The 13,958-nt window shown below is 65.0% G+C and carries 28 protein-coding genes and 1 tRNA gene; 28 read left to right on the top strand and 1 reads right to left on the bottom strand.

Annotation, left to right across the window (positions count from 1 at the left end):
- Positions 1–9 precede the first annotated feature (9 nt).
- The 19 genes from NJQ44_RS14945 (at position 10) to NJQ44_RS15035 (ending at position 10,355) form a co-directional block, all read left to right on the top strand.
- Entirely contained in the window at positions 10–1,218 is a 1,209-nt protein-coding gene (locus NJQ44_RS14945; protein ID WP_254272154.1) for a carboxylate--amine ligase, read from the top strand.
- A 41-nt stretch (positions 1,219–1,259) separates the two neighbouring features.
- Positions 1,260–1,330: transfer RNA gene (locus tag NJQ44_RS14950), tRNA-Pro, on the top strand.
- 27 nt (positions 1,331–1,357) lie between these two features.
- Positions 1,358–1,504, top strand: a complete 147-nt coding sequence (locus NJQ44_RS14955) for a hypothetical protein (RefSeq protein WP_254272155.1) — start codon at positions 1,358–1,360, stop codon at positions 1,502–1,504.
- Positions 1,501–2,055, top strand: a complete 555-nt coding sequence (locus NJQ44_RS14960) for an SWIM zinc finger family protein (protein WP_254272156.1) — start codon at positions 1,501–1,503, stop codon at positions 2,053–2,055. Before NJQ44_RS14955 ends, NJQ44_RS14960 begins: the two co-directional genes overlap by 4 nt.
- Positions 2,056–2,194: 139 nt before the next feature.
- The gene (locus NJQ44_RS14965; protein ID WP_254272157.1) at positions 2,195–2,650 is read left to right on the top strand and encodes a hypothetical protein; all 456 of its coding nucleotides are present in this window, start codon (positions 2,195–2,197) and stop codon (positions 2,648–2,650) included.
- A gap of 284 nt (positions 2,651–2,934) precedes the next feature.
- Positions 2,935–4,296: a hypothetical protein gene (locus NJQ44_RS14970; RefSeq protein ID WP_254272158.1), complete on the top strand. Its 1,362-nt coding sequence runs from the start codon at positions 2,935–2,937 to the stop codon at positions 4,294–4,296.
- Positions 4,296–4,877, top strand: a complete 582-nt coding sequence (locus NJQ44_RS14975; RefSeq protein WP_254272159.1) for a hypothetical protein — start codon at positions 4,296–4,298, stop codon at positions 4,875–4,877. Before NJQ44_RS14970 ends, NJQ44_RS14975 begins: the two co-directional genes overlap by 1 nt.
- Entirely contained in the window at positions 4,870–5,463 is a 594-nt protein-coding gene (locus NJQ44_RS14980) for a hypothetical protein (RefSeq protein ID WP_254272160.1), read from the top strand. The genes NJQ44_RS14975 and NJQ44_RS14980 overlap by 8 nt, the downstream gene beginning before the upstream one ends.
- A 2-nt stretch (positions 5,464–5,465) precedes the next feature.
- A complete protein-coding gene (locus NJQ44_RS14985; protein WP_254272161.1) occupies positions 5,466–6,044 on the top strand; it encodes a hypothetical protein in 579 nt (192 codons plus the stop codon).
- Positions 6,041–6,295: a hypothetical protein gene (locus NJQ44_RS14990; RefSeq protein WP_254272162.1), complete on the top strand. Its 255-nt coding sequence runs from the start codon at positions 6,041–6,043 to the stop codon at positions 6,293–6,295. Before NJQ44_RS14985 ends, NJQ44_RS14990 begins: the two co-directional genes overlap by 4 nt.
- Positions 6,292–7,098 carry an ATP-binding protein gene (locus NJQ44_RS14995; RefSeq protein ID WP_254272163.1) on the top strand — a complete coding sequence of 269 codons (807 nt, stop codon included), beginning with the start codon at positions 6,292–6,294 and terminating at the stop codon, positions 7,096–7,098. Before NJQ44_RS14990 ends, NJQ44_RS14995 begins: the two co-directional genes overlap by 4 nt.
- Positions 7,095–7,235 carry a hypothetical protein gene (locus tag NJQ44_RS15000; RefSeq protein WP_254272164.1) on the top strand — a complete coding sequence of 47 codons (141 nt, stop codon included), beginning with the start codon at positions 7,095–7,097 and terminating at the stop codon, positions 7,233–7,235. Before NJQ44_RS14995 ends, NJQ44_RS15000 begins: the two co-directional genes overlap by 4 nt.
- Before the next feature lie 111 nt (positions 7,236–7,346).
- Positions 7,347–7,592, top strand: a complete 246-nt coding sequence (locus NJQ44_RS15005) for a hypothetical protein (RefSeq protein ID WP_254272165.1) — start codon at positions 7,347–7,349, stop codon at positions 7,590–7,592.
- A complete protein-coding gene (locus tag NJQ44_RS15010; protein ID WP_254272166.1) occupies positions 7,592–8,122 on the top strand; it encodes a hypothetical protein in 531 nt (176 codons plus the stop codon). Before NJQ44_RS15005 ends, NJQ44_RS15010 begins: the two co-directional genes overlap by 1 nt.
- A gap of 3 nt (positions 8,123–8,125) precedes the next feature.
- On the top strand, positions 8,126–8,860 hold the full coding sequence (locus NJQ44_RS15015; protein ID WP_254272167.1) for a hypothetical protein: 735 nt from the start codon (positions 8,126–8,128) through the stop codon (positions 8,858–8,860).
- A gap of 10 nt (positions 8,861–8,870) precedes the next feature.
- A complete protein-coding gene (locus NJQ44_RS15020) occupies positions 8,871–9,140 on the top strand; it encodes a hypothetical protein (protein ID WP_254272168.1) in 270 nt (89 codons plus the stop codon).
- The gene (locus NJQ44_RS15025; RefSeq protein WP_254272169.1) at positions 9,137–9,394 is read left to right on the top strand and encodes a hypothetical protein; all 258 of its coding nucleotides are present in this window, start codon (positions 9,137–9,139) and stop codon (positions 9,392–9,394) included. The genes NJQ44_RS15020 and NJQ44_RS15025 overlap by 4 nt, the downstream gene beginning before the upstream one ends.
- Positions 9,395–9,643: 249 nt before the next feature.
- On the top strand, positions 9,644–9,952 hold the full coding sequence (locus NJQ44_RS15030) for a hypothetical protein (protein WP_254272170.1): 309 nt from the start codon (positions 9,644–9,646) through the stop codon (positions 9,950–9,952).
- Between the two features lie 40 nt (positions 9,953–9,992).
- On the top strand, positions 9,993–10,355 hold the full coding sequence (locus tag NJQ44_RS15035; protein ID WP_254272171.1) for a hypothetical protein: 363 nt from the start codon (positions 9,993–9,995) through the stop codon (positions 10,353–10,355).
- Between the two features lie 30 nt (positions 10,356–10,385).
- Here NJQ44_RS15035 and NJQ44_RS15040 read toward each other — a convergent pair whose 3' ends face one another.
- A complete protein-coding gene (locus tag NJQ44_RS15040; RefSeq protein WP_254272172.1) occupies positions 10,386–10,568 on the bottom strand; it encodes a hypothetical protein in 183 nt (60 codons plus the stop codon).
- Positions 10,569–10,596: 28 nt separating this feature from the next.
- Here NJQ44_RS15040 and NJQ44_RS15045 point away from each other — a divergent pair, with 28 nt between their 5' ends.
- The 9 genes from NJQ44_RS15045 to NJQ44_RS15085 all read left to right on the top strand — a co-directional run bounded on the left by NJQ44_RS15045 (position 10,597) and on the right by NJQ44_RS15085 (position 13,852).
- Complete coding sequence (locus tag NJQ44_RS15045) at positions 10,597–10,749, top strand: hypothetical protein (RefSeq protein WP_254272173.1); 153 nt, start codon at positions 10,597–10,599, stop codon at positions 10,747–10,749.
- Complete coding sequence (locus tag NJQ44_RS15050; protein ID WP_254272174.1) at positions 10,746–11,054, top strand: hypothetical protein; 309 nt, start codon at positions 10,746–10,748, stop codon at positions 11,052–11,054. The genes NJQ44_RS15045 and NJQ44_RS15050 overlap by 4 nt, the downstream gene beginning before the upstream one ends.
- Positions 10,963–11,313, top strand: coding sequence for a hypothetical protein (locus tag NJQ44_RS15055; RefSeq protein ID WP_254272175.1), 351 nt, complete (start codon positions 10,963–10,965; stop codon positions 11,311–11,313). Before NJQ44_RS15050 ends, NJQ44_RS15055 begins: the two co-directional genes overlap by 92 nt.
- Positions 11,314–11,412: 99 nt before the next feature.
- Positions 11,413–11,565, top strand: a complete 153-nt coding sequence (locus NJQ44_RS15060; protein WP_254272176.1) for a hypothetical protein — start codon at positions 11,413–11,415, stop codon at positions 11,563–11,565.
- Positions 11,566–11,605: 40 nt separating this feature from the next.
- Entirely contained in the window at positions 11,606–12,169 is a 564-nt protein-coding gene (locus tag NJQ44_RS15065; protein ID WP_254272177.1) for a hypothetical protein, read from the top strand.
- A complete protein-coding gene (locus tag NJQ44_RS15070; RefSeq protein WP_254272178.1) occupies positions 12,051–12,851 on the top strand; it encodes a hypothetical protein in 801 nt (266 codons plus the stop codon). The genes NJQ44_RS15065 and NJQ44_RS15070 overlap by 119 nt, the downstream gene beginning before the upstream one ends.
- Positions 12,848–13,108 (top strand): hypothetical protein, encoded by a 261-nt coding sequence (locus NJQ44_RS15075; RefSeq protein ID WP_254272179.1) that lies wholly within the window; start codon positions 12,848–12,850, stop codon positions 13,106–13,108. The genes NJQ44_RS15070 and NJQ44_RS15075 overlap by 4 nt, the downstream gene beginning before the upstream one ends.
- Entirely contained in the window at positions 13,108–13,536 is a 429-nt protein-coding gene (locus NJQ44_RS15080) for a hypothetical protein (RefSeq protein ID WP_254272180.1), read from the top strand. Before NJQ44_RS15075 ends, NJQ44_RS15080 begins: the two co-directional genes overlap by 1 nt.
- 82 nt (positions 13,537–13,618) lie before the next feature.
- Complete coding sequence (locus NJQ44_RS15085; RefSeq protein WP_254272181.1) at positions 13,619–13,852, top strand: hypothetical protein; 234 nt, start codon at positions 13,619–13,621, stop codon at positions 13,850–13,852.
- Positions 13,853–13,958 lie beyond the last annotated feature (106 nt).

Here is a 13,958-nt window from a genome sequence, read left to right on the forward strand (position 1 = left end):
GAGAAACCGATGGAGGACACGACCGGGAGCGCCGTCGTCCTCGACAGCGGGTCTCCCAGCAGTATCTCGACGGTCCGTTCGCTCGGTCGTCACGGTGTCGACGTCGTCGTCGCGTCGGAACTGGCTCGCCCGCCGTGTGCCAGTTCGCGGTACTGTACGGAGTTCGTCCCGCTCCCACCGTTGGCCGACCGGACCGACTACACGGCCGCACTGCTTGACCTCGCGCGCCGGCCGTCGGTCCTGACCTTCGTCTTGGCCCGCGAACAGGACGCCTTCCTGTTCGGCAAGCATCGCGACCAGTTCGCCGACCACCTCCGCACGGTGTGGCCGGACTCCGACCGAATTCGGACGACACAGGACCGAGTGGCGCTGTTCGAGGCCGCCGACAGGGCTGGCGTCCCGTACCCGCGGTCAGCGCTCCTGACTGCCGTCGACGACTGGACGACCGAATACGTCGTCAAGTCGCGATACGCACTCCTCACTGCGGAGTACGACGCCGCCATCGACGGGACGCACCTCCGGAAACCGCCCTCGACGGTGTACCTCGAACCCGGAACCGAACCCGACCGAGAGGCGCTAGTCCAGCGGATGGGGCACGTCCCCCTCGTCCAGTCGTACGTCCGCGGCGGCGAGTACTCGTTTCGCGCGCTCTACGACGAGGGCGACCCCGTCCTGACGAGCCAAATCCGCCAGCATCGAGCGTACCACTACATGGGCGGCGCGAGCGTCTATCGCGAGTCGATGTACGACCCGCAACTGGAGGAACTCGGACGGGCCCTCCTCGACGAACTTGACTGGCACGGCCTCGCGGAGGTGGAGTTCCTCCGGACCGACGACGGCTACCTCCTGATGGAGGCGAACCCGCGTCTGTGGGCGTCCGTCTCGACGGATGTCGTCGCCGGGGCCGACTATCCGACGGCGCTCCTCCGACTGGCCAGCGGCGACCCAATCGAGCCATCTACCTACGAGACGGGCGTCGGCACCCACATCCTTCGCGGCGAGTTGTCCTACCTCTACAGTATCGTCAGCAAGTCCTGCCCGCTCGTGGAGCCGCCGGGCCTCGGCCGCGCCGTCGCCGACGCGGTCTGGTCGCTGTGGCGGCATCCGAACTGTGACTACCTCTCGCTCTCGGACCCCTCCCCGTTCTTCCGGGACCTCGCCAACGCCATCGCCGAACTGGCCACCGGACCGAGTCACACCGGCCCACGGCGTCGGTGAAGCGAAGGCCTTAATTAAAACAGCCTCCTCCTCCCGAGTGCGGGACCGTGGGGTAGCGGTATCCTCTGCCGATGGGGTCGGTAGGACCTGAGTTCGAATCTCGGCGGTCCCACTCCAAAATAAAGGAAAGCGGCCCTCTATGCCGCTTTTTCACTTCAACGAGGTGGTCAGCGTGAGCCACGCGGCTGACGCCCACCTCGGGGAAGTCTGTACCATCTGCGGCTTCGTCATCGACCGCGAGTTGAAACGCTGTCCGGCGCTCGACGAGGGAGGCTGTCGGCCATGAGTCGCGCCGACCGTAGCTGGCAGGCAAGCGACGACCTGCCCGGTATGCTGGGCGGGCCGTCGACGCTCTCCATGCCCGCCGACTGGACGCTGTCGACGGCGTGGCAACGCGCACAGCAGGAGGACGACGAGGGCGGCGCTGTGAACGACGCCGAGCGCATCGTCAGCCTGTCCGACGGCGACGACTACCACCGCGTTCTGTGGGCACTCACAGGCCGCACACTCGCCGCCGAGTGCGACTGCGCGGGCTACAAGTTCCACAGCGGATGGTGCGCTCACGTCGCCTCTCTGTGGTGGCAGTGGGTCCGTGGCGGCATCGTCGTGACCCATCTCGACACGGGGCGTCAGTACCCAGCGCCACCAGCATGGCTCCGCCTCGACGACGACCCGACCGCTTACGACCACCTTACTCCTGCCGAACTCGACGCCTTCCTCACCTGCGACCTCGGGAGCCTCGGCGTTCGGGAGTACGCACGGCTGTCCGGTCGGTCGCCCGGCACTATCGGGAACCTGCTGGCCGACGCCCGAGAGAAGACGGAGGGCCGCCGATGACGCGCACACACGCACCCGCCCTAGCGCGAGACCTTCCGGCGACCCCCCGCCCCCCTGTCCTACAAGTACTATTCCCGTCGGCTGTCAGCGCGCCGTATGGGGATTTCGCCACGTCTTACGAGGAGGTGTCTAGTCAGACATGACCGGCGGGAACCAACTGCACGAGGAGAGCGGGAACGACAAAATCACGTTCCGGCTCCCTACGCACCTGAAAGAGCAGTTCAAGGAGCAGGTCGACAACATGAGTGCCGACCTCGAAAAGTACGTCCGCCAGCAGGTCAACCAGCCGAGTGAAGACGGCGGACTCGAACCCTACGCTGACCCCGACAACCGCGACCTCGCTGTTGCGTACCGGACGCTGTGCAAGAAGCGAACCAAGAGCGGTATCGTGCGGGGCGAAACGGCCAAGCGAGCGCTGGCACAGGCCGTCGACAACATCGACCAGACCGACGCTCACCGCCTTCTCCGTCGGTTGGAGAAGCGCGGATACGTCCACCTCCAGAACGGGATTCCGCCGAGCGACTATATGGCCGTCCACGTCCGCCCGTACTCCCGGCACGACCCCGCGAAGGGAGGTGTGAGGGCAGATGCGTGAGCAGTCTGCGAGCGGAACGTACCGGGTGACGCTTGACAACCCTGCCTCGAACTCCCGGACGCACATCCAAGTCAAAGCAGAAGACCGACGCGACGCACGCCGTCGTGCGAAGCGTGACTATCCGCGGCACGTCGTTCAGAGTTGCACGGTAGTTGCGGACACTCACCAGCAAAGAGATACGTAGTCAGTCGGCTACTGCATTCTTTTTGCTTGCTTAATTATCAATTTATCAACAGGTTTTATTTCTAGTAAGTCCGTCCGTTCTCGCGGAGGACCTTACTGAAGTGACTGAGCGAATTGAGTATGGAAGTAAAGACGCCGCCGACGCGGCGCGAGAGAGACGAGAGGACTACCTGTGCCCGGTAGACGACGACCGGCGGCTGTTGACCGTCGCGTACGTCTCCGACACGCCCGACGCCGTGTTAGAGGACGAGCGCCTGCGGGCCGAGGACGGCAAAGGCGAGCGGTCCAGCGGCCCCGGTCAGGTACCGCTATCTGACGCCGAGCGCGACCGTCTCGACTACTCGCAACCTCGCGCCAACGAGGGGCACGCCCGGTCGGTAAAGGGCATCGCGCAGGCCGAGGGCGTCGAGGACTGGACGAGCTACTACGACGGCACGCTGACGGTGGACGAGCATCGAGAGGTGATGCAACGAGCTGGCCGGGAGTCCGGCGACCAACGGCGTACGGAGAGCGTCGAGGAGAAGGCGGGCCGGGCCGCCCGCCGAGCGCGAAAGGAAGGGTGCGACCACGCCGAAGGCGGGTGTGAGAACGGCGACCCCGAGGCGTGCGAGTTCCTTCAAAACGTCTGCGGCTACTCCGAGGATGAGGTGGCACAGTTCCTCGACGACGACCGCGACGACGAGGGCGAGCAAACCGAGCTGGTGACGGTCGGCGGCGACGAGTACCCCGAGATGGAGCTACGGCCCGAGGTAGCCGGGGCACTCCGCAAGAGCTGGACCGGCTACAAAGGCGCGATACGGGAGCTGGAGGCGGCCATCTCGCAGGTGAGAGAATCGACCATCAACGCCCGGCAAGCGTGGCGGGCCATCAACCGGATTCGGGAGGCGAACGGCCAAGACGAGATGCACCCCGACCGCCTGCACACGCTCCTCGACGCCGCCGACGCGATGCCCGGCAACATCCCGATAGTGAGGACGCTCGACCACTTCGCAGACTCCGACGAGTCCGACCCCGGCGCGGCCCCGGTCGACGCGGAGGACGGCCCGGAGAGCGCCCAGCAGTTCGCCGCCGAGCAACAGGGCACACTCTCGGTAGGGGTGGAGAGCGAGGAAGCCGCCGAAGAAAAACAGGTGACTCTCACCGGAGCAGACGACGCGGGCAACGAGACGGCCCCGACCGCGTGGAGACAGCAGGGCACGACGTGGAGCGGCGGCCCGCACTCCGTCTCTCTCGACAGTCCCAGCCGTGGCGTATGGGTCGTCAGGCTGACCGGCCCCGCCGGGCCGATGGAGATAGTCGAGACAGACGACGCGGCGACCGCCGAGGAGGTGGCGGAAGCCTTCACCGACCGACTCCAGCCCAACGAGGTGACGGGACACAACGCTGACAGAGAGTTGCAGGAGGCCGCCGCAGAAGCGAAGAAAGAGGCATACCCCGACAGCGGGGGACTACTCGATTACTGATGAAACAGCCATACTACTGCCCCGTAGAGGGGTGCGACCACACCGGGGGCGCGTCTCTCGCGTCCATCCGGTCCCACATCAACGCAAAGAGCGACCAACAGCACGACTGGGACGCCCTCAAAGCCGACGTGGAGGCACAGACAGAGGACGACGACCCGGACGAGCAAGGCGACGACCAGCAAGAAGCAGACGGAGAGCAGGCCGAGGCGCCGGAATCCGACCCGGACGAGCAAGGCGACGACCAGCAGACGACCACCTCAGACATGGACCAAGCCGACGAGTACCAGCAACAGCAGGCGATACAGCAACAGGAGAGCGGCGAGAAGCAGACAGAGAGCGACCGAAGCAAGCAGAATCAGGCGAATCAAGGCGGCGGGCGAGGCGTCCCTATCGGCAAGGCGCTGGCCGCTGTCGGGTTGCTCGCTTTGCTCGCAATCATGGCGACCAGAGAGAGCGAGGAGACGAGCGAACCCGTCGAGATAGAGAGCGAGGTTGCCGACGGCGACGGCGACGGCGACCGCGACCGCGACGACCGCGACGACGCCGCCGACGCAGACGGAGGCGTGACGTGGGATGAGTGAGGCCGATACCGACGAGTCCGACCCCGGCGCGGCCCCGGTCGACGCGGAGGACGGCCCGGAGAGCGAGTCCGTCGAGGAGGACGACCGCCCCGAAATCGAGGGCGAGGAGAAAGCCGACGTGGACCTCGATGCACTCGGTATCGACTCCGAGGAGATAGAGGCCGAGGCGGGCGCTCAGTCTGACGACCAAGCCGACGACGACGGCGACGAGGCGACCGACGACGGCGACGAGCAGGCCGACGAGATGCCCGACCCCCTCGAAGGCATCGAAGGCGAGTCGTGGGGGGACCAGTACGTGACGATGCTGGCACTCGTCCTCGGGGAAGTGGCCGAGCAGAGCGACGGCGAGACGGGCAAGACTGCCGAGGACATAGAGGAGCTGGCCCGCGCCCCGCCTGTCGAGCTGGACCAGCAGGTAGACGAGTGGCTGGCTCAGTCCGGCGTCGGTCAGGATATACCGCCGGGGCAGGCACTCGCCCTCGGAACTCTCGGCATCGCTCTGGTGGTCATCCTGACTGAAACGGACCTCGCAAAAGACGCAATGGACGCCCTCAGCGGCGAACTGACGGACGCACTCAACTTCTGACGATGATGGACAAACTCAAGCAGGCGCGAGAGGCAAAGGCCGAACTCACCAACCCCCACGAAAGCGACCGTATCCGCGCGCTCGCTGACGTGCTGGCCGAAATCCAGACGGAGCAACGGGCGGCAGTCATGGACCAGCGCGACACCCTCGGCGTCGAGGCCGCCGACGACGTGGACCGACTCGACAAAGAGGAGCGGGTAGCCGAGATTATCGACCTCGTGGACGGCTACGGCCCCGGCGGTCCGTCGCTGTCTGAGGTGTGGATTCGGCAATGCGGCCCCGAGGAGCTGGACGGCGAGGAAGCCGCCCAACTCGCTCACTACGCCGAGATGACGCCCGAGGAGTGGGACGCACAGATAGAGCGATGGGCCGACACGTACCGGGCGAACGGGGCCGACTCGATGCACTCGGACCGTTCGCTGGCCGACGCCCACACCGTCAATACGTGGGGCATCTCACTCTCTCGCTTCGAGGCGGAGGTAGTCGAGTTCGACCGCGCCACCGCCCTGACCGACATACTCGCCGGAGCGAGCGAGGCGACCGAGGCGGCCATCCGCGCCAACACGGAGGGCCTGCAATGAGGGCCACCCGAGGCGACGTGCTGGAGGCAATCGGCGTCGGCCTGCTGGTCGCCGGACTCGTCGCCGCCATCGAGATGCACGGGGCGTCGACGGCGACCGGCGACCGCGACGACCGGCCAGACCACGCGATACTTCGGGAGGTGGACCTGACCGCGCTGGCCGAGGGAGACGCGCAGACGGTCGGCACGGCACAGGGCGAGACTATCCGGCTGACGACCGCTGACGCCGCCGAGGAGGATACCGAGGCGTGAGTAGTCTGCTACTGGCGGCACAGAGCGGCTGGGGCAAGTCGTTCCACGCTCAGGCGTGGATGGAGACGAACGTAGCCGACGCCGATACGTACGCCGCCCTCACGGTGCTGGACTACTGCGGAGAGTACCGGGGACTCGTCAAAGCAGGATACGCCGCGCATTGGATAGTTGGGCCGCGAGAACTGCACTTCTCCGTGGACGACTGGCGGGCAATCCTCGACGAAAATCCGATGCTCGTCTTGGAGCGTCACCACCAAGTGACTACCGACGAGTGGCGGCAGGTCTGTACCAAGATTGCGGCGGCGTCGAGGACGCTCCGGCGCGATGAGCTGGTAGTTGTGGATGAGGCCCACTTCGTCGCACCCCAGCAGGTCAAACTGCCCGAACCCATCAAGGAGATAGCGACGACCGGGAGAGGCGAGGGCACGTCATCCATGTGGGTGACTCAGCGACTCGCGGAGATAGACCTGACCGTGAGTACGCAATGTCAGGAGCGGATTCTAGGCGGGTTCCGGGGCGGCGACCTCGGGGCCGTCGACGTGGAGTACCCCGACAACCTGCACAACCCGGCGGCCAACGTCCCGGCGTCGACTCTGACCGACGAGCTGTTGCCGTCGGACCGCGAGACGCCGACCACGCTCCAGAAGCATACCGACGAGGACGGCCACACCATCGGTAGCGAGTGGATATACAGCAACAACGACGGCGAAATCCGCCGTATCAACACTCAGCACGTCAACATGGAAAGCACGCACTACGGGAGTCAGGGCAACCACCTCCAAATGCCGGAGTACAGCGCATGAGGACACAAATAACACTCTACGGAGACGACGCCAAACGCTTCGAGCGGATACAGGAACGTATCGGCAAGGACCGTCCCGGTAGTACCCCGTGCAACGCCGAGGCGGTCCGGGCGCTGATGGACATGGCCGACCTCTGACTGGCTCGGACAGTCCGGGCAAGCCACAGGTTGCTATCGTACTTCTTCAGTTCGTCGGTATTTGATGGGTAGAGGAGTCGTGCGTAGGGTTGCATGGATTTTAGTAATGCAATGTCGACCCTCGCATCCGAGGAGTACGTCATGGACGTAGCCCTCGTGATGGGTGGATTCGCTGCACCGGCACTCGTCAAGCACGGCGTCGAGAACAAGATGGGCAAGGACCTCCCCGACGAGGCTTACGGCCTGACCGTCGCGGCGGGCGGCGCTGTCTACGGCGGCGCGGGCCGCAAGGTCGCTATCGGCGGCGGCGTCCACACCCTCGAAGCACTCCGAACCCGCGTGATGGAGGGTAACTGATGGGACAAGACCTCTACGCGTCGAAGGGCAAGAGTGCGGAGGCGGTCACTCCGGTTCAAAACGCCCCGTCGAGTCCGGTCCCGACGCCCATCCTCGAAATCTCGCCGGAGCGCGGCCAGTTCCTCCGAATCCTGAACCAAATCGCACGCGGTGAGATGCAGGGCCTCCCCCTGTATCTCGACCTGCGCGACAGCAACGGCGACCCGCTCCCGGTCAACACCACGCTGTACCTCGTCATCGAACCCAACGGGCACACGGGCCAGCTGGTCGTCTCCGAGGTGGTCGAGTCCATCGACCAGTACGTGACGCTATCCATCACCGAGCAACGCAACGTCGACAACATCGACGCCTGCAAGCTCACTCTCCAGTTCCCCGAGTCGCACCCCTCGAAGGCCGGAGAACCCACCCCGTACGTCGACGTGCGCGACATCGACACGGCGTACCTGATGTGTGATTCGGCGGCACAAATCGACTGGTCGGAGTCTCAGGCGTTCATCGACTCCGCCGCCGTGGAGCAACGGAGCCGGTAACTCATGGAGGCAGAGCTAGCCGAGCGACTGGAGCAGACGACCCGCCAGCCGGGGCACATCACCCCGGAGAAGATGGACACGTCGGTCAACTCGCAGGGCCAGCGGTCTGAAATCGGCACCTACCGAGTCGATACGGCGCACTACATCCGACAGGGGCGCGACAACCCCTTCAAAGTCGCAATCCCGGCGTACGAGAAGTTCACCAGCGACGGGAGCGCGGGCGACTCCGAGACGTTCAGCCTCACGCACGACCTCGTGGACAGTCCGGTTACTCAGTCGGTCGTCGTGTGGCTCGACGGCACGTACTACGGCACCCCGGACGCCGTGGACTACGACGCCGACACCATCGACGTGACGGACCCCAACACCAACAGCAACGTTCACGTCTACTACATCGCCGGAGACGCGGCCTCTCTGGAGCTTCGGAAGCGAGCGCCGGGCGAGTCGACCAAGCAGAGCCAGCGGTTGTACTCCGCTAACCTCGGTCTGGTCAACGCCGCACCCCAGCTGGAGCAACCCGAGTACCTGCGACTCACCGACAGTCAGATGCACCCGTGGCTCGGCGCTGATATGGAGGTTATCGCGTACCTCGATGCACCGTACACGGTCCGATGGACCGACAACGACGGCGACGGCACCGAACCGACCAACGCCCTACTCAACGTCCCGGTCATGCGGGGGTCGAGTGAGGTGCGTGGCCTCACCGCCGCAATCAAGGCGGCGATGGGGCAGGCGTAGGAGTCTCACAATGCCATTTTCGAGCGATTACACGCCGATATGGGAGAGCGACAGCACCCCCGGCGAGGACTTCGAGCAATCGGTCACTTTCGAGGCGACCGACGCCGACAGCGACGAGTCCGTACCGGGGAGCAACAGTCAGACGAACGGCCCGCTGACGGCGACCGTCGAGCGGTCCGGCTGGAGCCAAGACGATGTGATGATGGCCGCCCAGCTCATCAACATCCTACTGTTCCTCGCACTCGTTTACGAGGCTTTCAGCGACGGTGATAGCCGATGAGCGAACTCAACGGGATGGAGCAATGGGTGGCTGAGAGGGATGATATGGTCATCGAGGACGACGGGAGCATCACCAACACCGAAACGGGAGTCAACACCGCCGACGACGACAGCGGCAACGCGCCCATCTACGACGACGATACGAGTAGCTGGGACGAGGCGGTGAACGGGTCGGACACGTCGACGGACTCCAGCTCCTCGGACAGCGACGGGGTGAGCATCGGGGACGACTCCGACGGCGACGACAACCCGTAGCGTCCAACGGCATCAGCCCTCGACGCCCTCCGCAGTAGTCTCAGCAACAATCTGCGGTACGGCGGGGAACCGACCGACCGACAGATACAGGCCGCCGAGGAGTTCGGCGGAATCACCGTCAGCGGCCAGCGCATCGGCTACCCTGACGAGAGCGAGACGACCACGGACGAACTACGAGGGGCGGGATGCCCTCGGACCACTACGGCGACGACCCGGACGCCAACAACGAGGACGGCCCCAACGTCCTCGATGGCGACGGGGACGGTCAGGGTTAACGTCCCCGGACCTGACGACAGCACGGATTCGGGAGGCGTCAACGACGCCGACCCGGACAACTCCGAGGGAGCCACACCGCCCAACGCGCCCCGTCAGCCTGACGACCGAGGCGACGGCGGCCACCAGCAGGGCATCCCGGCACAGCTCCGAGCGACCATCGAGCAGAACCCCGAGGCCGTCGGTATCGTAGTCGCGCTGGCCGGACTCATCGCCAGTCAGCGAGGAGGTTGCCCATGCCGGAAACTGAGGCTGTCGTCGAGGACATGGACGACGCCGAGGTAGAGACTCAGCGCCAGCGAATCAAGCAGGAGGGCGGTCAGGCGTGACGGTCATCCCGAAGCCTGAACCCGGCGACGTGGGGTACAACGACCCCATCACCCGCGAGCTGGACCCCGGACAACAGCTCGTCGTCACCTTCGAGCCGCGCCAGCGTATCACCGAGTTCGTCCTGCCGTTCCTCGCGATGAGCAAGCACCCGGACTCGTCTTACGAGGTGTGGATGGACGGCCAGCGCGTCTACGGCCCGTCGCCCATCCCGCCGACGGACATAGACGATATGGTGCCGACGTTCATCCCGGCAAAGCGGTTCGAGAGCCGTCTTACCGTCTACTGCCGCAACCTCTCGGACACGACGACCCGCACGTACACAGTCCAACCTATCGGCTGGGAGGTGAGCGGCGAGTGACCATCTACTCTAACGGCAGAGTGGAGGACATTACTGAACGTCCAAGACGAGGACGGCAACCCGCAGGCCCCCAGCAACGAGAAGCGGCAGAAGTCGATTGAGGCCGCGGTCAGCAACCCCGACGGTGCGACCATCCAGACGGTGACGACCTCGGGGACCGACCCGGAGCAACTGCCGGACCTGACGATACCGGACGGGGGGCGCGGCGCTCATCGTCTACCTTCCCGGCAACAGCGGCGACGTGTACCTCGGAGACGCCGCCGAGCAGTTCGTACCGCTGACCGACCCCGGCAACGTATTCGGCTGGGAGGGCACCACGACCGCAGACCTGCACATCAAGACCAACAGCGCCGGTGACGGCGTGGGCATCATCTTCGAGGGGGCGCAAGCATGACGGAGACGAAGGGCGGCAACATCATCTTGCGCCGCGTCGACGTGCCGGACCATGTGGACCCCGGCGAGTCCTTCGAGGTGGACGCGCTCGTTTCCAACGGCGCGGCCTACATCAACCCGTGGGACGGCGACAAATGCGGCCTCGCACCGCCGGGCTACACTATCGAGGTGGACTTTCACGGCCCGGACGGAGCGACCCGGACGAAGGGGGCCGATGTGCCACACGACGACCGAGGTAGGCACCCGCGACGAGACGTACACGGCGACGTTCACGGCCCCAGAGGACGGCGGCGAAGTCGAGATTGAGGCCAACGTCAGACTGCCCGGTAGCGGCATGGAGACGGGCACGGAGTCGGCTGTACTGACGGTCGCAGAGGGACACGTACCGACGCCGGAGCCTCCCGGTGACGACTCCAACGGGGACGGCGGCGGCGGCCTCGACCTCGGCGGCGCTGGCGGTCGGAACCTCAAGCTCGCCGCTGGAGCAATCGGACTCCTCGCGCTGTTGTGGGTGCTGGCACCCTACGCACAGCTCGGGGCGTCTCTCTCGGGAGGTGGCCGCTGATGGACCCCATCACCGGCTACGTCGTGCAAGCGGCGGCTATCGTGACGGCGGCGGGCGGCAACCTACGTCGCCGCGGCGGTCCGGCAGGTACTCCAGCAGGTGCAGGCCAACACCACCCGGAGCAAGCGCACCCGCCAGCTCGTCACCGGCGAGGACAGCCACCTGCGGGGCGTCCTGCCCCGGCTTCGACTCATCGAGGAGCGCGTACTGTCGACCGTTCGCACCGTCGAGAGCGAGGAGGGAGGCGAGTAATGCCGTTCCTCCAAGCATCCGCTGGCGGCGGCTGGACTACGTGCAGGCCGCCGAACCCGCCAACCCCGAGAAGGGCGATTCGTGGTACGACACGGACGGCGGTGCAGACGGACAGGGTGAGGCGAAGGTCTACGACGGGTCGACGTGGGACGTGACCGGCTACATCAGCCACGACCAGCTCAACAACGTGGCACCCGCCGACCATCACGACCCCGTGACCGTCTCGGCCCCGCTGACGCGCTCGGGACAGGCACTCGCCCTCGCAATCGGCAACGCGCTCACCGTCGACGGCAACAACGACCTCGCGGTAGACGAGTCGGCCATCTCGCACGACAACATCGCGGGCGTCTCTGCCGCCGACCATCACGACCCCGTGACCGTCTCGGACCCGCTGACCGAGGACGGCACGCAGGGCCTCGCGCTGGCGCTGGCGTCGAACCTCCGCGTCAACGGGACCGCCCCTCGACCTCGCCCGCAACATCGAGGTGGGAGACGACTACCGGGGACTGCACCTCCGAGGTACCAACGCGACCGAGGAGAGCGACACCGCCGACAAGTGGGGCGTGCGGAAGTACCAAGACGACTTCCGTATCCGGCACTATGACGACTCGGCGGCGTCGTGGAGTAAGATGCTCCGCATCACGCCCAACGGAGAGGTTCGCATCATCGAGGGACCGTTACACCTCGAAATGGGCAACATCACGGCCCTCAACAAGATAGAGGCGTCTGGTACCGGAATCGAGACGCTATGGCACGCGACCGATAATCACATCCGCTGGCAACGGTACGACGACCAGCGGCAACTATTCCGTCTCGACTTCGACGCGATGACCGCCGAGGCCGTCGACGCCGACCTCTACGAGCAGGGCAACCGCGTGGCGACTCGTCCGTATGTCGACGGCGAGGTAAGCACGCACGAGGGACGGACTGACAACCCCCACAACGTCACCGACGACCAGACCGGCGCGGCGTCGGCCCTCTCGTCACACGCCGGGGACGCTGACGCGCACCTCGGGACGCCGACCGACGAGAGCGGCACGCTGGACCCCGGTAGCACCGGCATCTACAGCACGACCGTTTCACTCACGAACTCCTACGTCTCGGGTTCCGCGACGGCTGGAGTATTCGACAGCGGCAACGAGTGGAGTCCCAGCCGGGGAAGAACCTACGTCGAGAACTACACCTTCGACGGAAACGGCCACATCGACGGGTTCGTACTGCACTACGAGACGGACACCAGCAGTAGCGATTACGTGAAGTGGACTTTCACGGGCAACACCGCATGATAGCACTACAACTCTCACAGATTCCGACCCCAGATGCACAGTCTCTCGCACTCGCCGTTCTCTGCCTCGTGGCAGGTATGGCGGTCCCGACCCGGTACGGCATGGAGCGCATCGAGGGCTTCGGTCGGTGGGTCGCGTCGAAGCTCCCGTACAAGGCTCCGCCGGGCAAGGAGAGCGAGCAGGCGATGGCCGACGCGGTGTACGGCCCTCGCGTCGAGGACGCCGACGCTGTCGACAGTGAGGAGCAACAGCCGTGATGTTTCCGTATCACGTCGTTCCCGACGGCAACGCGGCCCTGCCGCACCACTACGTGACGATGCTGCTGGCGGCGCTCGTGCCGGTCCTCATCGTGTGGGACGACCACCGCGACAGGGAGCCGTGGATAGTCCTGAGCGGCATCCTCGGCGGCGTCGTCGCCTTCGGGCTGGTGTGGCCGCGCTATCCCGTTATCGGCGCGACGCTGACGCTCGCCGCGAACGCGGTGGTGATACTCGCTCCCTTCCGCCCGGCGTGGTCCGAATACTGGCCGCGGCGTCACCGGGTAGCCGTCGTCGTCTTCGCGCTCATCGCCGCCGACGACTCGGTACAGCACGCGCTCGGGTGGCCGATGCCGATTGATTGGGTGTGGAAGCACGGCGGGCGGTCGGCGGTCGTCGAGGTGTTCGGCGCGGTCGCTGGCGTTTGACTAGTATTCGGATGCCCACACTAATTCGGACGAAGTAATTTTATGTGTATTTGCAACTAATCGAGCATACAACTCGTATAAAATGGAAATCCCATCATATTCCGAATTTGTTGCAGAAGCAGGTCCTGCGGAGTATATCGGAGTTTTAGAAAGGGCCGTTGCTCTTTTTCTCCCATTCTTGACGGTTTATTCACTGTATGTCGTACAGACTACTGGGGAGAGGTACGGCCTCTACGCTACGATAGTTCTTGGACTGACATTTGCACTGTGGAATATAGCTTTCTCCGAATACGTATATCGTTATTTAACAGATTAACATCTCACTATTCCCGTCGTGGAGTCGGATATTTGTGCCCGAGAATCCTCTATTCTAGTGTAGACCGTAGTTTAATACTTAGTCATCTGGACTGCAACTACCGTTT

This window comes from Haloarcula marina, assembly GCF_024218775.1.
In the GTDB taxonomy this organism is placed as follows: Archaea; Halobacteriota; Halobacteria; order Halobacteriales; family Haloarculaceae; genus Haloarcula; species Haloarcula marina.